General features: G+C 71.3%; 16 protein-coding genes. 12 read left to right on the plus strand and 4 right to left on the minus strand.

The genetic code is table 11. The annotated features are described in order from the left end of the window. Positions 1-8: 8 nt before the first annotated feature. Genes BMZ92_RS32760 through BMZ92_RS32780 form a run of 5 tightly spaced genes read left to right on the plus strand, consistent with a single transcriptional unit; the run spans position 9 to position 4,193 of the window. Positions 9-755, plus strand: coding sequence for a dienelactone hydrolase family protein (locus BMZ92_RS32760; RefSeq protein WP_091515708.1), 747 nt, complete (start codon positions 9-11; stop codon positions 753-755). Further along, positions 752-1,771, plus strand: a complete 1,020-nt coding sequence (locus BMZ92_RS32765) for an NAD(P)/FAD-dependent oxidoreductase (protein WP_091515710.1) — start codon at positions 752-754, stop codon at positions 1,769-1,771. Before BMZ92_RS32760 ends, BMZ92_RS32765 begins: the two co-directional genes overlap by 4 nt. Positions 1,772-1,789: 18 nt before the next feature. Then, on the plus strand, positions 1,790-2,137 hold the full coding sequence (locus BMZ92_RS32770) for a ferredoxin family protein (protein ID WP_091515713.1): 348 nt from the start codon (positions 1,790-1,792) through the stop codon (positions 2,135-2,137). 30 nt (positions 2,138-2,167) lie between these two features. After that, positions 2,168-2,860 (plus strand): class II aldolase/adducin family protein, encoded by a 693-nt coding sequence (locus BMZ92_RS32775; RefSeq protein ID WP_091515715.1) that lies wholly within the window; start codon positions 2,168-2,170, stop codon positions 2,858-2,860. 34 nt (positions 2,861-2,894) lie between these two features. Then, positions 2,895-4,193: an MFS transporter gene (locus BMZ92_RS32780; protein WP_091515717.1), complete on the plus strand. Its 1,299-nt coding sequence runs from the start codon at positions 2,895-2,897 to the stop codon at positions 4,191-4,193. Positions 4,194-4,233: 40 nt separating this feature from the next. Here the strand turns inward: BMZ92_RS32780 and BMZ92_RS32785 are convergent, their stop codons facing one another. Both BMZ92_RS32785 and BMZ92_RS32790 read right to left on the minus strand, forming a co-directional pair. Next, positions 4,234-5,331, minus strand: coding sequence for an alcohol dehydrogenase catalytic domain-containing protein (locus tag BMZ92_RS32785; protein WP_091515719.1), 1,098 nt, complete (start codon positions 5,329-5,331; stop codon positions 4,234-4,236). Next, positions 5,328-6,320, minus strand: coding sequence for a hypothetical protein (locus BMZ92_RS32790; protein ID WP_091515721.1), 993 nt, complete (start codon positions 6,318-6,320; stop codon positions 5,328-5,330). Before BMZ92_RS32790 ends, BMZ92_RS32785 begins: the two co-directional genes overlap by 4 nt. Before the next feature lie 205 nt (positions 6,321-6,525). On the opposite strand from BMZ92_RS32790, the gene BMZ92_RS32795 reads away from it, so the two are divergent. Genes BMZ92_RS32795 through BMZ92_RS32825 form a run of 7 tightly spaced genes read left to right on the plus strand, consistent with a single transcriptional unit; the run spans position 6,526 to position 12,867 of the window. After that, complete coding sequence (locus BMZ92_RS32795; RefSeq protein WP_091515802.1) at positions 6,526-6,750, plus strand: ferredoxin; 225 nt, start codon at positions 6,526-6,528, stop codon at positions 6,748-6,750. Continuing rightward, the gene (locus BMZ92_RS32800; protein WP_177228976.1) at positions 6,747-7,886 is read left to right on the plus strand and encodes an NAD(P)/FAD-dependent oxidoreductase; all 1,140 of its coding nucleotides are present in this window, start codon (positions 6,747-6,749) and stop codon (positions 7,884-7,886) included. The genes BMZ92_RS32795 and BMZ92_RS32800 overlap by 4 nt, the downstream gene beginning before the upstream one ends. Positions 7,887-7,896: 10 nt before the next feature. After that, complete coding sequence (locus tag BMZ92_RS32805) at positions 7,897-9,075, plus strand: cytochrome P450 (protein ID WP_091515727.1); 1,179 nt, start codon at positions 7,897-7,899, stop codon at positions 9,073-9,075. Positions 9,076-9,132: 57 nt separating this feature from the next. Beyond that, entirely contained in the window at positions 9,133-9,513 is a 381-nt protein-coding gene (locus BMZ92_RS32810; RefSeq protein WP_091515729.1) for an antibiotic biosynthesis monooxygenase family protein, read from the plus strand. Next, positions 9,510-11,087 (plus strand): bifunctional 3-(3-hydroxy-phenyl)propionate/3-hydroxycinnamic acid hydroxylase, encoded by a 1,578-nt coding sequence (locus BMZ92_RS32815; RefSeq protein WP_245783400.1) that lies wholly within the window; start codon positions 9,510-9,512, stop codon positions 11,085-11,087. The genes BMZ92_RS32810 and BMZ92_RS32815 overlap by 4 nt, the downstream gene beginning before the upstream one ends. A 22-nt stretch (positions 11,088-11,109) precedes the next feature. Further along, the gene (locus tag BMZ92_RS32820; protein WP_091515731.1) at positions 11,110-12,039 is read left to right on the plus strand and encodes a VOC family protein; all 930 of its coding nucleotides are present in this window, start codon (positions 11,110-11,112) and stop codon (positions 12,037-12,039) included. A gap of 3 nt (positions 12,040-12,042) precedes the next feature. Next, a complete protein-coding gene (locus BMZ92_RS32825; RefSeq protein ID WP_091515734.1) occupies positions 12,043-12,867 on the plus strand; it encodes a fumarylacetoacetate hydrolase family protein in 825 nt (274 codons plus the stop codon). 30 nt (positions 12,868-12,897) lie between these two features. On the opposite strand, the gene BMZ92_RS32830 is transcribed toward BMZ92_RS32825, so the two are convergent. Both BMZ92_RS32830 and BMZ92_RS32835 read right to left on the minus strand, forming a co-directional pair. Further along, a complete protein-coding gene (locus BMZ92_RS32830; protein ID WP_091515735.1) occupies positions 12,898-13,695 on the minus strand; it encodes an IclR family transcriptional regulator in 798 nt (265 codons plus the stop codon). A gap of 31 nt (positions 13,696-13,726) precedes the next feature. Further along, positions 13,727-14,350 carry a TetR/AcrR family transcriptional regulator gene (locus BMZ92_RS32835; RefSeq protein WP_091515738.1) on the minus strand — a complete coding sequence of 208 codons (624 nt, stop codon included), beginning with the start codon at positions 14,348-14,350 and terminating at the stop codon, positions 13,727-13,729. Positions 14,351-14,449: the final 99 nt, after the last annotated feature.

The raw sequence follows: 14,449 nt of genomic DNA on the forward strand, positions 1-14,449 counted from the left end.
CGACCACGATGAACGCCGCTCCCGAACCGGCGGGCGACTGGCTGGAAGTGTCCACAAGCGACGGTCCGATGCGCGTGTACCGCGTGCGCCCCGCCGACCCGGTCAGCCCGCCGGCGGCCGTCCTGGTGCTGCAGGAAGCCTTCGGCGTCAACGAACACGTCCAGGACGTCACCCGCCGGGTCGCCGCCGAGGGCTATCTCGCGCTGGCCCCGGAACTGTTCCACCGCACGGGCGGCGGGACGGTGGACTACGCCGACCGGGACACCGCGATGGGGCTGATCGACGCCATCTCCCCCGACCAGATCGACACCGACGTCGTCGCGCTGCTGGAACACGTCCTCGACGCCGAGAACATCCCGGTCCAGCGTTGCGCCGTAGTCGGTTTCTGCTTCGGTGGCCGGGCCGCGATCACCGCCGCGACCAGCACCCTCGGGCTGGGGGCGACCGTCGCGTTCTACGGACCCGGGGTCGTCGCCGGGCCGCACGCCGTCCTCGACCGCGTCGAGAACATCTCCGGGCCCGTCCTGGTGCTCGTCGGCGACCAGGACCCGACCATCCCGGCCGAGCACCGGGACGCGCTCCGCGCCGCCGCCGACGAGGCCGGTGTCGACCTGCGCATCAGGGTCTTCCCCGGGGCGGGCCACGCCTTCCACTGCGACGCGCGTCCCGCGATGTACCACGAGGAGGCGGCGCGGGAAGCGTGGCAGCTGACGACGTCGTTCCTCGCCGAGACCATCGGGAAGGGGCGGCCATGACCGGCCAGGACCGGGAAGCCGACCTCGACACCGACGTGCTGATCATCGGTGCGGGCCCGAGCGGCTTGTTCGCGTCCTACTACGCCGGGATGCGGGAGTTGTCGGTGGTGCTGATGGACTCCCAGCCCGCGCCCGGTGGGCAGCTCATGGCGCTCTACCCGGGGAAACCGATCTACGACGTCGCGGGGCTGCCCGAGGTCACCGGCGCCGAGCTGACCGGCGCCCTGGTCAAGCAGGCCGAGTTCGCCAACCCGGCGTGGGTGCTCGGCGAGCAGGCCACCACGCTCACGCACAACTCGCCGGGCAGTTCCCGCCGCCTCACCGTCACCACCGACCGGGGGCGCCGGGTCCACGCGGACGGTGTGGTCGTCGCGGCCGGTATCGGGAGCTTCCAGCCCCGGCGGCTCCCGGCCGCCGAGGCCCACCTCGGCCGCGGAGTCAGCTACACCCTGAGCGATCTCGAGGACTACCACGATCGGCACGTGGTGGTCGTCGGCGGCGGGGACAGCGCCGTCGACTGGTCACTCATGCTCGCACCGGTCACCCGCTCGCTCACCGTGGTGCACCGGCGCCGGACCATGCTCGCCCACGCGCGCGCCGTCAGCACGCTGCGGGAGACGAATGCCCGCTTCGTCCTCGACGCGGAGGTGGTCGCCACCCACGGGGCGAGCCGGTTGGAGGGCGTCACCGTCCGCCGCCGCGACGGCGGCGAGGAGCACCTTCCCGCCGACGCGCTGATCGCGGCACTGGGCCACACCGCCAACCTCGGCCCCTTGGCGGGATGGGGTTTCCAGCTGGAGGCCCGGCAGATCGTCGTCGACGAGCGGATGGCCACCGGTCTTCCCGGCGTCTTCGCCGTCGGCGACGTCACCACGCACCCCGGCAAGGTCCGGATCATGGCCGTCGGTTTCGGGGAAGCAGCGACCGCGATCAACAACCTGGCCGCCGGACTGCGCCCCGGTGAGGCCGTGTTCCCCGGTCATTCGACCGAACTGATGACCACTGCCGCCACCTGACGGCGAAGGAGACTTCCCATGCCCTACGTGATCGGCGCCCAGTGCGTCGACGAGCTCGACGGATCCTGCGTGGACGCTTGCCCCGTGGACTGCATCTACGAAGGGGCGCGCAAGCGCTACATCAACCCCTACGAGTGCATCGAGTGCGGCAACTGCCTGCCGGCCTGCCCGGTCGACGCGATCACCGCCGGACCTCCCGACGCGGCTCCCGAGTGGGCCGAGGACAACAAGCGCTTCTTCGACGAGCCGCTGCCCGGACGGGACGAGCCACTCGAGTCGCCCGGCGGGGCCTCGCTGATCGAGCCGCTCGGCGTCGACACCGAGCTCACCGCCACCATCCCGGCACGGCGGCCCGACGCCGGCTGAAACCGGCCCGAGAGACAGGAGCGTTCCCCGATGCCGGACCACGTTCGCGAACTCGTCGCGACCGCCTCCCGCGTCCTGGGCGTCGCCGGTCACGGTGACCTCGTCTGGGGCCACGCCTCCGCGCGTGACCCGGAAGGACGCGGCGTGTGGATCAAGGAAGCCGGGCTCGGCCTGGAAGAAGTCGGGCCCGGCCAGGTCCACCTCGTCGACGCGGGCGGCGAGGTCGTCGCCGGGAGCGGCCCCCGGCACAGCGAGTACCCCATCCACACCGAGATCATGGCGGCACGGCCGGACGTGGGCGGCGTGGTCCACACCCACTCCCCCTACGCGCTGGCGCTCGCCGCCACGGGACAGCCACTGCGGCCGGTCAGCCACGCCGCCAACTTCTTCGTACCCCCGGAAGTCCCGCGGTTCACCGAGACAGCGGACCTGATCCTGACCCCGCTGCTGGGCGAGCGGCTCGCCCAGCGGCTCGGTTCCGCCCGTGCGGTGTTCCTGGTCAACCACGGAATCGTCACCGTCGGCAAGGACCTCGAAGAGGCCACCGTCGCCGCGATCCTCCTGGAAAGGGCCGCACAGCAACAACTTCTCACCCACGGCTACGGCGGATGGCCTACCTGGTCCGGCGAGTCCGAGGCACTGTCCAAACGAGAGCACATCTACTCCCCCGGTGCGATCCGGCAGGTGTGGGACTACCTGGTGCGCAACCTCCCGGGCAGTTGACCACGCGGGCCGGTCCCTGAAAGGAATCGCGGCAATGGCGCTTGCGAACACGACAGCGGAACAGACCCGGCGAGGAACCGGCGCGCGCCGCGCCGTCCTCTCGAGTTTCCTCGGCAGCACGATCGAGTACTACGACTTCGCGCTCTACGCCACGGCTTCGTCCCTGGTGTTCGGCCCGGTGTTCTTCGCGTCCCTGAGCCCGCTCGTCGCGACGGTGGCGTCCTACGCGACGTTGGCCGCGGGGTTCGTCGCCCGGCCCGTCGGCGGGCTGGTGTTCGGGCATTTCGGTGATCGGCTGGGCCGGAAGCGGATGCTCGTCGTGTCGATGACCGCGATGGGAGCGGCCTCCGCGCTGATCGGCGTGATCCCCGCGGTGCCGACGTGGGGCGCGACCCTGCTCGTGCTGCTGCGGGTCGTGCAGGGTGTGGCGATCGGCGGCGAATGGGGCGGCGCCGCTCTGCTCTCCGCCGAGCACGCGCCGGAGCACCGGCGTGGTCTGGCCGCTTCCTTCACCACGGCAGGGGCGCCGACGGGCACGGTCCTGGGTGCCGTCGCGCTGGCGCTGGCCGGGCTGCTGCCCGCCGACCAGTTCCTGTCGTGGGGCTGGCGGATTCCCTTCCTGTTCTCCGCGGTCCTGCTCGTCGTCGGGCTGTTCGTCCGGACGAAGGTGGCGGAGAGCCCGGTGTTCCGCGCGGCCGCGCCCCAGGCGGAAAGGCGGCGCCCGCCGTTCATCGAGGTTCTGCGCAGGCCGCGCGCCGTGATCGTGGTGTTCCTGTCCTGCCTGGCCGGTTTCGCCATCCAGGCGATGTTCGCGACCTACGGGGTCACGTACTCGGCGGGCCACGGGCTGACGAGATCGGCGGCGCTGCTCGCGTTCGCGATCTCACAGGCGCTCGCGATCCCCGGCACGCTCGGGGCGGCGTGGTTGTCGGACCGGTACGGCAGGCGGCCGATCATGCTCGCCGGTCTCGCCGGCATGGTCGTGCTGACCTACCCCGTGTTCCTCATGCTCGGCTCCGGGCGCTTCGCACTCGTGCTGACAGCTCTGGTCCTGGCACTGGCCTTGTGCCAGGGTGTGGCGTTCGGCCCGGTGGCGGCCTTCATCAGCGAGCAGTTCCCGACACACGTGCGGTACACGGGTGTGTCGCTCGGGTACCAGACGGCGAGCGTGGTGGGCGCGGGTTTCACCCCGCTGGTCGTCGCCGCGCTCGCGGCGAACACGCACGGGTCCACCACGGCCTTGATGGTGTACCTGGTCGGCCTGTGCCTCGGCAGCGGCCTGGTGATCGCGGTGTGCACCAAGGAGACCAAGAACGTCACCCTGTCGTCCTAGAGGTCAGTGCGGAATGGACACTCCTTTTCCCACGGCCGGCTCAGGGGCTCACGACGGTCATCCACATGGGTTCGTCCCGGCGCTGCATCGCTTCGACGGCCTTGATCGCGTCGGTGAGCGGGAAGCGGTGGGTGATCAGGTCATCGGCTTGGAGGGCACCGGTTTCCAGGAGCCGCAGGACTTCCTGGGCGTCGGCGCGGGTGCAGGCACGGGTGCCGACGAAGCGCCAGCAGTTGACCATGAGCGCGATCGGGGGCAGCTGCAGCGGATCCGTGTTCGCTCCCATGTGGACCAGCGTGCCGCCGGTGGCCAGTGCCGCCATCGCCTGGACTGCGCCCGGCCCGCCGGGGAGGAAATCCACGACGGCGTCCGCCCCGTGTGGCACCAGCTCGCGCAGACGGCGGGTGAGCCCGCCACTGGTCGCCCAGTCCCCGGGAAGGTCGTTCAGCGCGACGAAGTCCGCGGGCACGCCGCTGAGCCGACCCACGGATTCGAGCCGTGCGCTGTCCCGGCCGACGAGGACGAGCCGGGCGATGCCGAAGTGCTCGGCCAGTTTGACGGTCGCGGTTCCCATGGTCCCGGTCGCCGCCGTGACCACCACGGTCGAGCCGAACGGGAGGCCGGCGCACTTCAGCGCGCGGACGGCGTTCGCGAGGTCGTGCACCTTGGCCGCGACGTCGAAGCCGACGGAATCCGGCAGGGGGTCGATCAGCCAGTGCGGGACGCGGACGTACTCCGCGAGCCCGCCGTCGTGGTACTCCTCGTACAGCGGCATCGGGACATCGGACCACGCGGCATGGCCGAGCATGGCCTGCTGCGGGCACATCATGTCGCGGTCGGACCGGCAGTACCCGCACTCGCGGCAGTTCAGGTTCGGGTGCACCCGAACCCGGTCGCCGACCGCGACCCCGCCCACCTCGCTCCCGACGGCCGCGACGGTACCGGCCGCTTCGTGGCCGAGGGTCGTGGGCAGGTGCTTGAACGCCCCTTGTGCCAGCAGCCGCACCATGCCCGGCGCCAGCCCCGCGGCGGCGACCTTGACGAGCGCGTCCCGGGGACCCGGCACCGGCACCGGCACGTCTTCCAGCACGAGGGCGTCGGCGCCGCGGTGGGCGCGCACGGCGAGCATGGTGGTCATGCGCGGACCTCCGTGTCCAGGCTGTCGAGCAGTGCGGCCGAGCAGGGCTCCGCGGTGCGCGAGGTTTCGCCGATCTGCGGCAGCTCGCGGTGTGAAAGCAGACTGAGGTACTCGCCGGGCTCGCTAGCCACGCTCGCGTGGGAGATCCCCAGCGGGATGCGGACGAAGTCGCCGGGCCCGAGTTCGACGACCCCGCGCTGGGTGATCAACGTCCGGGCTCCGCGTGCCTGGTACTGGATCTCGTCCGCGTCCAGCGTGCGGCGGTACCGGCGGCGCCCTCCGGGAGCCGTGGTGACGACGCCGAGCCGGACGCGATCGGTGCCGTACAGCCACGTGGTGCCGGGCTCGGGGGCGGCGCGCAGCACCGTCATCCGGTCGTCCTCGGCGTGCACCTGTTCGAGGAGCCGCTGTTCGTCGGCACCGAACACGGTGATGTCGTGCCCGGGCGTGCCCATGCACTGCGTGACCGCCTCGTTCACCGCACCCGGCTGCCAGCCGGGGAACGGCGGGAACACCGGCCCGGACTTTCGGTCGGGCGGTGCCAGTTCGGCGACCGGCGCGGGGAGGTAGAACAACAGATGGCTCTCCGCCCGCCCGTAGTTGTCGTGGGCCACCCCACGCGGAATGCGGGAGAACTCGCCCGGCCGGTGTTCGATGACGCCGAGTTCGGTCATCAGCGTGCGCTCACCGGCGATCTGGTAGGAGATCTCGTCCACGTCGCAGTTGCGGTGGTAGAACGGCTGCCGGTTGTCCATCGTCTGCCACTCGACGCGGATCTCGTCGTTCTCGTACACCCCGCGCGGCGGCGCGAACGGCTGCGCGCGGTACTCCTGCGGGAAGTGCACGACGCTCAGCAGCGGATGGTCACGCCACAACTTGAGCGGCACCTTCGGCGGGTGCGGCGGCGACAGCAACAGGTTCTCGTCGCGGGTGACGCTCCTCAGTGGAGCGTCGGCTCCCAGCACCATGACGTCCTCGATGACCGGCATGGCGACCTCCTTGTCGTGGCGTGCCAGAACCACACTAGCGCAAAGTCCTATGCATCAAAATCGCGATCCTGATAGATAGGACACTCAACCTGTCCTGATATTCGGGACACATGGTTTGACAATCAGGTCTATCCGCTCTTAGCGTGAGATCACCCGCCGGAGCCGCAGCGTTCGCCGCCCGGCCCGAGGCTGTTCAGGAGTTGCGATGGAGCAAGGGGAATCCGCTCGGCTCACGGTCGACAGGAGCCGGTGCGAGGGCTACGGCATGTGCGAACAGGCCGCGCCGGGCCTGGTGCACCTCGACGAGAACGACGAGCTGGTCATCGACGTGGCCGAGGTCGCGCCCGGGCAGAAGCCGCTCGCCGAGGCCGCGGTGCACGCCTGTCCGGTCGCGGCACTGAGGATCTCCGCCTCGCCGGTGCGGTCGTGACCACTCGGCGCCACGTGGTCGTCGTGGGCGCTTCCCAGGCGGGCTGTGCGTGCACGAATGCCTTGCGGGGGCTGGGTTTCGACGGTGACATCACGATGGTGGGCGCGGAGCCGCACCCGCCCTACACACGGCCCCCGCTGTCGAAAGGCGTGTTGGTCGGCTCGGAGCCGGACGACAGCGTGTTCCTGCCGGTTCCCGGCGACGCCGAGGTGCTCACGGGGATCGGGGCCGTCGGACTCGACCGCGATAAGAACCTCGTCGAACTCACCACCGGGGACAAGCTCCGCTACGACGGCCTGGTCATCGCCAGTGGTGCCCGGGCGCGCCTGCTGGGTGACCCCGGGCAGGGCGAGATCACCCTGCGCGGCCTCGACGACGCGGTGGCCCTGCGGAAGAGCCTTGCCGGCGCACGCGACGTCGTGGTGGCCGGCGGCGGTTTCCTCGGGATGGAACTGGCGTCATCGGCCGCGGCGCTCGGGAAGTCCGTCACGGTCGTCGACGTGGTCACGCCGCTGCTTTCCCGGCTCGGCCCGGCACTGTCCGCCCTGTGCCTGGAGGCCGCGGCGGACCACGGCGTCCGGGTCCGCGTCACCGGCACAGGCCTCCAGGTCGGCTTCACCGACGGCCGGCCCAGCAGGCTGACGTCCGCCGACGGCGCGTTCTCCGTCGATGCCGATCTGGCGGTAACGGCGGTCGGCGACGTGCCCAACACGGAATGGCTGCACGACACCGGCCTCCCACTCGAAAACGGGGTCGTGACGGACGAGGCGTGCCGCGTCGCTCCCGGCATCGTCGCCGCCGGCGACGTGACCTCCGTCCGCCGCGACGGCGGGCACGTGCGGACGCCCCACTGGTCGAACGCCTTGTCCCAGGCCAAGATCGCGGCCGCCGCACTGCTCGGCCGCGAGCCGGAGCGTCCCGCGCGCGGGCACGTGCCGTTCTTCTGGACCGAGGCCTTCGGCCTGAAGATCCGCCTGGCCGGGCACCTGCCACCCGCCGGTGAGCCCACCGTGCTCGAAGGTTCCCTCGCCGGCCGGCGCGCCCTGCTCGTCTGGCCCGGCACCGCGGCCGCGGTCAACTTCCCCGCCCCGGCACCGAAACTCACCAAGCTCGCCCAGCAACTGCCCACCCACTGAAGGGAACGCGATGCACGCGATCGCCACCGCACCGCGGTCGGACGTCGATCTGTTCTGCGAGGACGTCATGGCCGACCCCTACCCCGTCTTCCGCGAGCTCCGTGACGCGGGACCGGTCGTCCACCTCGACCGCTTCGACGTGTTCGCCGTCCCCCGGTACGCGGAAGCACGCCACGTCCTCGGCGACTGGGAATCGTTCTCCTCGGCCGACATCGCGCTCAACACGCAGTTCAACCACTACATCGGCGACGGCATCATCCGCTCCGATCCCCCGCTCCACGAGGCGCAGCGGAACGTCCTGGCCGGGCGCCTGGCGCGTCCCGCGCTGCGGGCACTCCAACCGGAGATCGACCGCCGCGCCGAGGAGACGGTCGACGCGCTCGTCGCACGGGGTTCCTTCGACGCGGTCGGCGACCTCGCGCGGCGGTTCCCGGTCGAGGTGGTCGGCGACCTGATCGGCCTCCCCCAGGAGGGCCGGGAGGAGCTCCTCCCCCTCATCGACGCGAACTTCAACTGCTTCGGCCCGGACAACGAACGCACCCGGGCATCCGTGCCGCGGCTGCCGACGCTGGCCGAGTGGGTGGTCACCCACGCGGCCCGCGACCAACTCACCGAAGACAGCATGGGCAGGGCCGTGTTCGACGCGGTCGACGCGGGACAGCTCCCGGCGGAGGCCGCCCCGTGGCTGCTGATGACCTACGTCGTCGCGGGCATGGACACCACGGTGCACTCCATCGGGCACACGATCTGGCTCCTGGCCCGGCACCCCGGCCAGTGGGACGCGTTGCGCGCCGACCCGTCCCTGGTCCCGCAGGCGTTCCGCGAAATCGTGCGCTACGAATCGCCGGTCCAGGTCTTCGGCCGCACCGCGCGAACCGCGTGGACGGTCGACGGCATCACCGTCCCGGAAGGCGCCCGGCTGGCTGTCCTGTACGGATCCGCCAACCGCGACGAGCGCAAATGGCCGGACGCCGACCGGTTCGACATCACGCGGAACAACGCCGACCACCTCGCCTTCGGCTACGGCCTGCACGGCTGTGCCGGGCAGGCGCTTGCCCGCCTGGAAGGGGAGGCGCTCCTGCGGGCACTCCTGAGCCGGGTTTCCCGGATCGAGGCCGGCGAACCGGTCCGCCACTTCAACAACGTGCTTCGTGGCCTCGAATCGTTGCCCGTCACCGTGCACGCCTGACGTCCGGCTACCGCCACCCGGACGGGAAAACCCGTCCCCAGCAAGGAGGAGACCCCGATGAAAATAGTCCAGCTCGATCCCGCGACCACCTTCCAGCAGCAGCTGGCCGGCAGCGGGACCGGCCCGGTGGTCCTGATCAACCGCTTCACCGTCCCGCCGGAATTCGAGGCGGAGTTCCTGAGCCTCTGGCAGGAGGACGCGGCGTACATGCTCTCGCACGGATGCCTGTCGGCGCAGATGCACAAGGGAACCGAGGGCAGCACCAGCTTCGTCAACATCGCGCTCTGGGAGAACGCCCAGGCCCTCGCGCGGGCCTTCGCTTCCGAGGAGTTCCAGGGCCTGCTCGCCCGCTACCCCGACACCTGCACGATCTCACCGCACCTCTTCACGCGGATCGCCGTGCCCGGCGTGTGCGTGGGAGACAGCGTCGGCGCATGAGGGTGGACATGGAGTCGCTCCGCGCCGAGGTGGCCGTCGTGGGCGCAGGACCGGTGGGGATGACGGCGGCGGCGCTGCTGGCCGCGCGAGGGGTGCGGGTCGTCGTGCTGGAACGGAACGCGACGACCAGTGACGCACCCAAGGCGATCAGCCTGGATGACGAGGCTTTGCGCGTGTACCAGTCGGCAGGGCTGGCCGAGCGGATCCTCAAGGTCATCGTGCCCGGCATCGGCACGCGGTACTACGACGCGCTGGGCCGGCCGGTGCTGCAGGCTCGCGCGCCGCAGCCGGGCCGGTTCGGTTACCCGTTCAAGAACCCGTTCGCCCAGCCGGACCTGGAACGCGAACTGCACGCCTCGCTGGTGGCGCACCGCGGCGTCACGGTGCGGATGGGCGCGGAGGTCACCGCGCTCGACCAGGACGGCGACGGCGCCGAAGTGCGGTACCGGAGGGCGGACGGGACGGCGGGCGTCGTGCACGCGGCGTACGTCCTCGGGTGCGACGGTGGCCGCTCGACGATCCGCGGCCTGCTGGGCGTGGGGATGACCGGGCGCAGCCACCCCGAGTCGTGGCTGGTCGCCGACGTGCTCGGTGACCACCACGACGAGCGTTACGGGATGCACCACGGTGACCCCCGCCGACCGCACGTCATCGTGCCCGGCCGCGACGGCCGGTGCCGCTACGAGTTCCTGCTGCACGAGGGCGAAGGCGGCCCCGACGACCATCCCGATTTCGCGCTGGTGCGGCGGCTGCTCGCGCCGTTCCGCCCGATCACCCCGGGGCAGGTCGAGCGGGCCGTGATCTACCGCTTCCACGGGCTCGTCGCCGACCGGTGGCGGGCGGGCCGGGTGTTCCTGCTGGGCGACGCGGCGCACATGATGCCGCCGTTCGCCGGACAGGGCCTGAACTCCGGCGTCCGCGACGCCGCCAACCTGTGCTGGAAGATCGCCGACGTCCTGGCGGGCAGGCTCACCGAGTCCGCTTTGGACACCTACGAACTGGAACGGCGGCCGCACGCCGAGGCCACCGTCCGGCTGTCGGAACGGCTGGGCCGGATCGTGATGAGCACCGACGCCCGGTGGGCCGCCCGCCGTGACGCCTACTTCACCACGATCCTCCGCGATCCGGCCAAACGCGCCTTCTTCGAGGAAATGCGGTACCGCCCACCGCACACCTACCGGACGGGACTGCTGGTTCCCCCCGCGGGCACGATGATCGGCCAGCCCCGTGTCTTCGACACCGCCACGTCCTCGATCCGCCTGCTCGACGACGCGCTCGGCACCGGCTGGGCCCTGCTCGCGGTGGGCACGTCCGCGGCCGACCTCGACGACGCCGCGAAGGCGCTCGGGCACCTGGCGCCTTCGACCGCGCGGATCGCCGTCGACAACCGTCTTCCCGCCGGTGGCGGGCGCCTCCTGGTGGACGTCGACGGCCGCCTGGACCAGGAATTCACGCCTCACCGCGGCCGGATCGTGCTGCTGCGGCCGGACCACTTCATCGCCGCGTCCTGGCCGCCCGGCCACCTGCCCGCGCTCGCGGGGGCACTGCACCTCGCCACCCCTGCCCATGCCTGACCCCCAGACCAAGGAGGAACCCATGTCCCGCCCCAACCGCGTCGTGCTCGACGAACCCGCCGCCGCCGGCACCCTGCGCCGCACCGCGACCTCCCACATCGGCCTCCGGGTCCCCGATGTCGCCGCCGCGGCGGAGTTCTACGCCCGCATCCTCGGCCTCGCCCCGCACGGTGACCTGCCCGGCGGCGGGCGGCGCCTCGGCTGGGGGCTGGGCCACCACGTCGTCGACCTGCTGCCCGGGGAACCGGGTCTGGACCACATCGGGTTCGAGGTCCGCGACGCCGACGGCCTCGCCGCGCTGGAGAAGCGACTGCGCGAGGCGGGGCACACCGTTACCGAGCTCGACCCGTCCTACCTCGACGACGCCACCGGCACCGAACCCCGGGGCCTGGTGTGCACCGACCCCGACGGCAACACCGTGCACTTCCACACCCCGGTCCGCCGCGCCGGCGAGCACGCCGCCGACACCGGACGCCGCCCCATCAAGTACCAGCACGTCACCCTCGCCACCGCGGACCTGCCCGCCATGGTCGCCTTCTACACCGGCGTCGCCGGGTTCCGCATCTCCGACCAGCTCGCCGACGGCCGCTTCGCCTGGCTGCGCTCCGACCGCGACCACCACACCCTCGCCGTCGTCCACACCGGACAGTCCGGATTGGACCACTACTCCTACGACCTGGCCGAGTGGGAGGACTTCAAGGCCTGGTGCGACCGGCTCACCGAACAGGAGGTCGACGTCGTCTGGGGCCCCGGACGCCACGGCCCCGGCAACAACCTCTTCATCTTCTTCGACGACCCCGCAGGCAACCACGTCGAACTCTCCGCCGAAATGGAGAAGTTCCACGACGACCGCGTCACCTACGTCCCCCGCCGCTGGGAACCCGTCCCCGCCAGCGTGAACCTCTGGGGCGGGCAGCTCGCGAAATGGCGCCGCACCTCGGAAGGGAACTGACCCGTGCCTTACGCCACCTACGAACACCAGGGCCGCCGCCACGTCGGCCGCGTATCCGGCGACCAGTTGATCCCGCTCGACGGCCTGACCGAACTCGGCCGCGACACCCCAACCGAGGCCCTCGCGGCCGCGACGGAACTGCCCGGCCAAGCGGTGTCCGTGGACGACGTGTACCTCTGCCCGGTCGTCCCGCGGCCGGACAAGATCATCTGTGTCGGCCTGAACTACCTCACCCACGTCGGCGAGACGGGCCGCGACCTGCCCGACTACCCCGTCATGTTCACCAAGTTCGCCTCCAGCCTCATCGGTCCCCGCGACGACATCCTGCTCCCGGCTGAATCGTCCCAAGTGGACTACGAAGCCGAACTCGCCGTCGTGATCGGCCGCGCCGGCCGGCGCATCCCCCGCGAACAGGCCGCCGAGCACATCCTCGGCTACACCGTGGCCAACGACGTGACGATGCGGGACTACCAGTACAAGACCCACCAGTGGCTGCAGGGCAAGACCTGGGACCACTCCACACCACTCGGCCCCTACCTCGTCACGCCGGAGGAGGCCGACGTCTCCGCCGCCGGAATCCGCACCATCCTCAACGGACGCAAACTGCAGGACTCCGATACGTCCCGGCTGATCTTCGACCTCCCGACGCTCATCGCCACCGTCTCGGAGTTCACCACCGTGCTGCCCGGCGACGTCATCCTCACCGGCACCCCCGGCGGCGTCGGCTACCGCCGGGACCCGCAGGTGTTCCTCCACGACGGTGACGAGATCACCGTCGAAGTCGACGGAATCGGCTCACTCACCAACAAGGTGCGGCGGGAAGCCTGATCAGCGTGGCCGGCGGAGGCGAACGACGCCTCAGCCGGCCACCGTCGTCAAGCGCTCACTGATCTCCCCGGCGGCCGCGCGCACCGCGGCGACGACCTCCGGCTGCCGGGCGGGCGGCACCCGCGAGGCCACCGCCGCGACACTGACCGCCGCGACGACGGCACCCGACTCGTCGCGGATCGGCGCCGCGATGCCGAGAACGTCACTGTCCAGTTCGCCGCGGGTGACGGAATGGCCGGCCCGGCGGATCCGCTCGAGCCGGGTCATCAGCTCGTCCACGTCGGTCAGGGTGGCACCGGTGAACGAGCTCAGGTGGGCGTGCTCGAGCAGGGCCCGGATCTCGACCGGGTCCGCCCAGGCCAGCAGCACCAGCGCCGACGCGCCCGCGTTGAGCGGGAGCGCGCTGCCCCGCTCGTAGGAGATCCGCACCGGGTGGGCCACCGACTCGGCGCGGTCCAGGCACACCACCCGGTCCCCCGACCGCCGGGTCAGCAGCACCGATTCCCGCGTCTGGGCGGCGAGGCGCCGCATGACGGGGAGGGCGATGTCGGACAGCCCGTAGGCGCGCCGCGCCACCCTGGCCAGTTCGAGCACGCGCAGCCCGAGCCGGAACCCGCCACCGGGCGCCTCTTCGAGGAACCGGTTGGTCACCAGGCTCTGCAGGTAGCGGTAGGCCGTCGACCGGGACGTCCCCAGGTGCTCGGCGACCTCCGTCCCCGACACCACCGCGCGGTCGTCGGTGAAGATGCCGAGGATGTCCAGCGCGCGGTCCGCGGTGGAGTTCCGCTCGCGGTAACCCGAAGTCCGCCCGGCATCTTTTCCTGACATGCAGGACATGCTACCTGAAAAACAGGCGGCTTCAGGCACCGGCGCGGAGATAACCGGTGACCATGGCCACCAGCTCGCGCTCCAGGCGGTCCGTGTCGATCGAACCGGGCGCGGCCACGAGCTGGTGCACGGTCAGCTCCACAGTGGACGTCACGAGCCGGGCGGCGGTTTCCTTGTCCCGCACCCCGACTTCGGGGTGCCGCTCCAGCAGCTCCCTCAGGTGGCCGACCATCTCCCACTCCTGCCGCGTGACCCGCTGCAGCAGCTCCCCCGAGCGGGGTGCCTGCTCGATCATGATCCGCAGCAGCTGCGGGTCGTCCAGGTGGTTGTCGATGACGGTGCGCACGAAGACCCGGACGACGTCCTCGAGCGGTTCGGCGCGGTCCTTGAACCGTTCGAGGACCGCGGTGGCCCCGTCGGCGTCGAGGTGGCGGACGAGCAGCTCGGCCAGGATCGCGTCCTTGTTCGGGTAGTACTGGTACAGCGAGCCGATCGAGACCCGCGCCCGCTCGGCGATCCGGTTCGTGGTGCCCGCCGCGTAGCCGTACTCGGCGAAGACCTGCCCGGCGGCGGTGAGGATGCGCTGCCGGGTCAGCTCGGCCCGGACCTGCCGCGGCTGTTTGCGCGGCTCGAGCCTGCGTTGTTCCGAGGTCACGACTCCCCCTCCTGAGGGCGTGGAAGCGAGTAGCCGCCGAACTGAGCTATTGCTCGGAATTCTGCCCCGTCCGCGGCGGCGGCCGCGACCTGGCCGGAC

Source organism: Amycolatopsis sacchari (assembly GCF_900114035.1).
GTDB lineage: Bacteria > Actinomycetota > Actinomycetes > Mycobacteriales > Pseudonocardiaceae > Amycolatopsis_E > Amycolatopsis_E sacchari.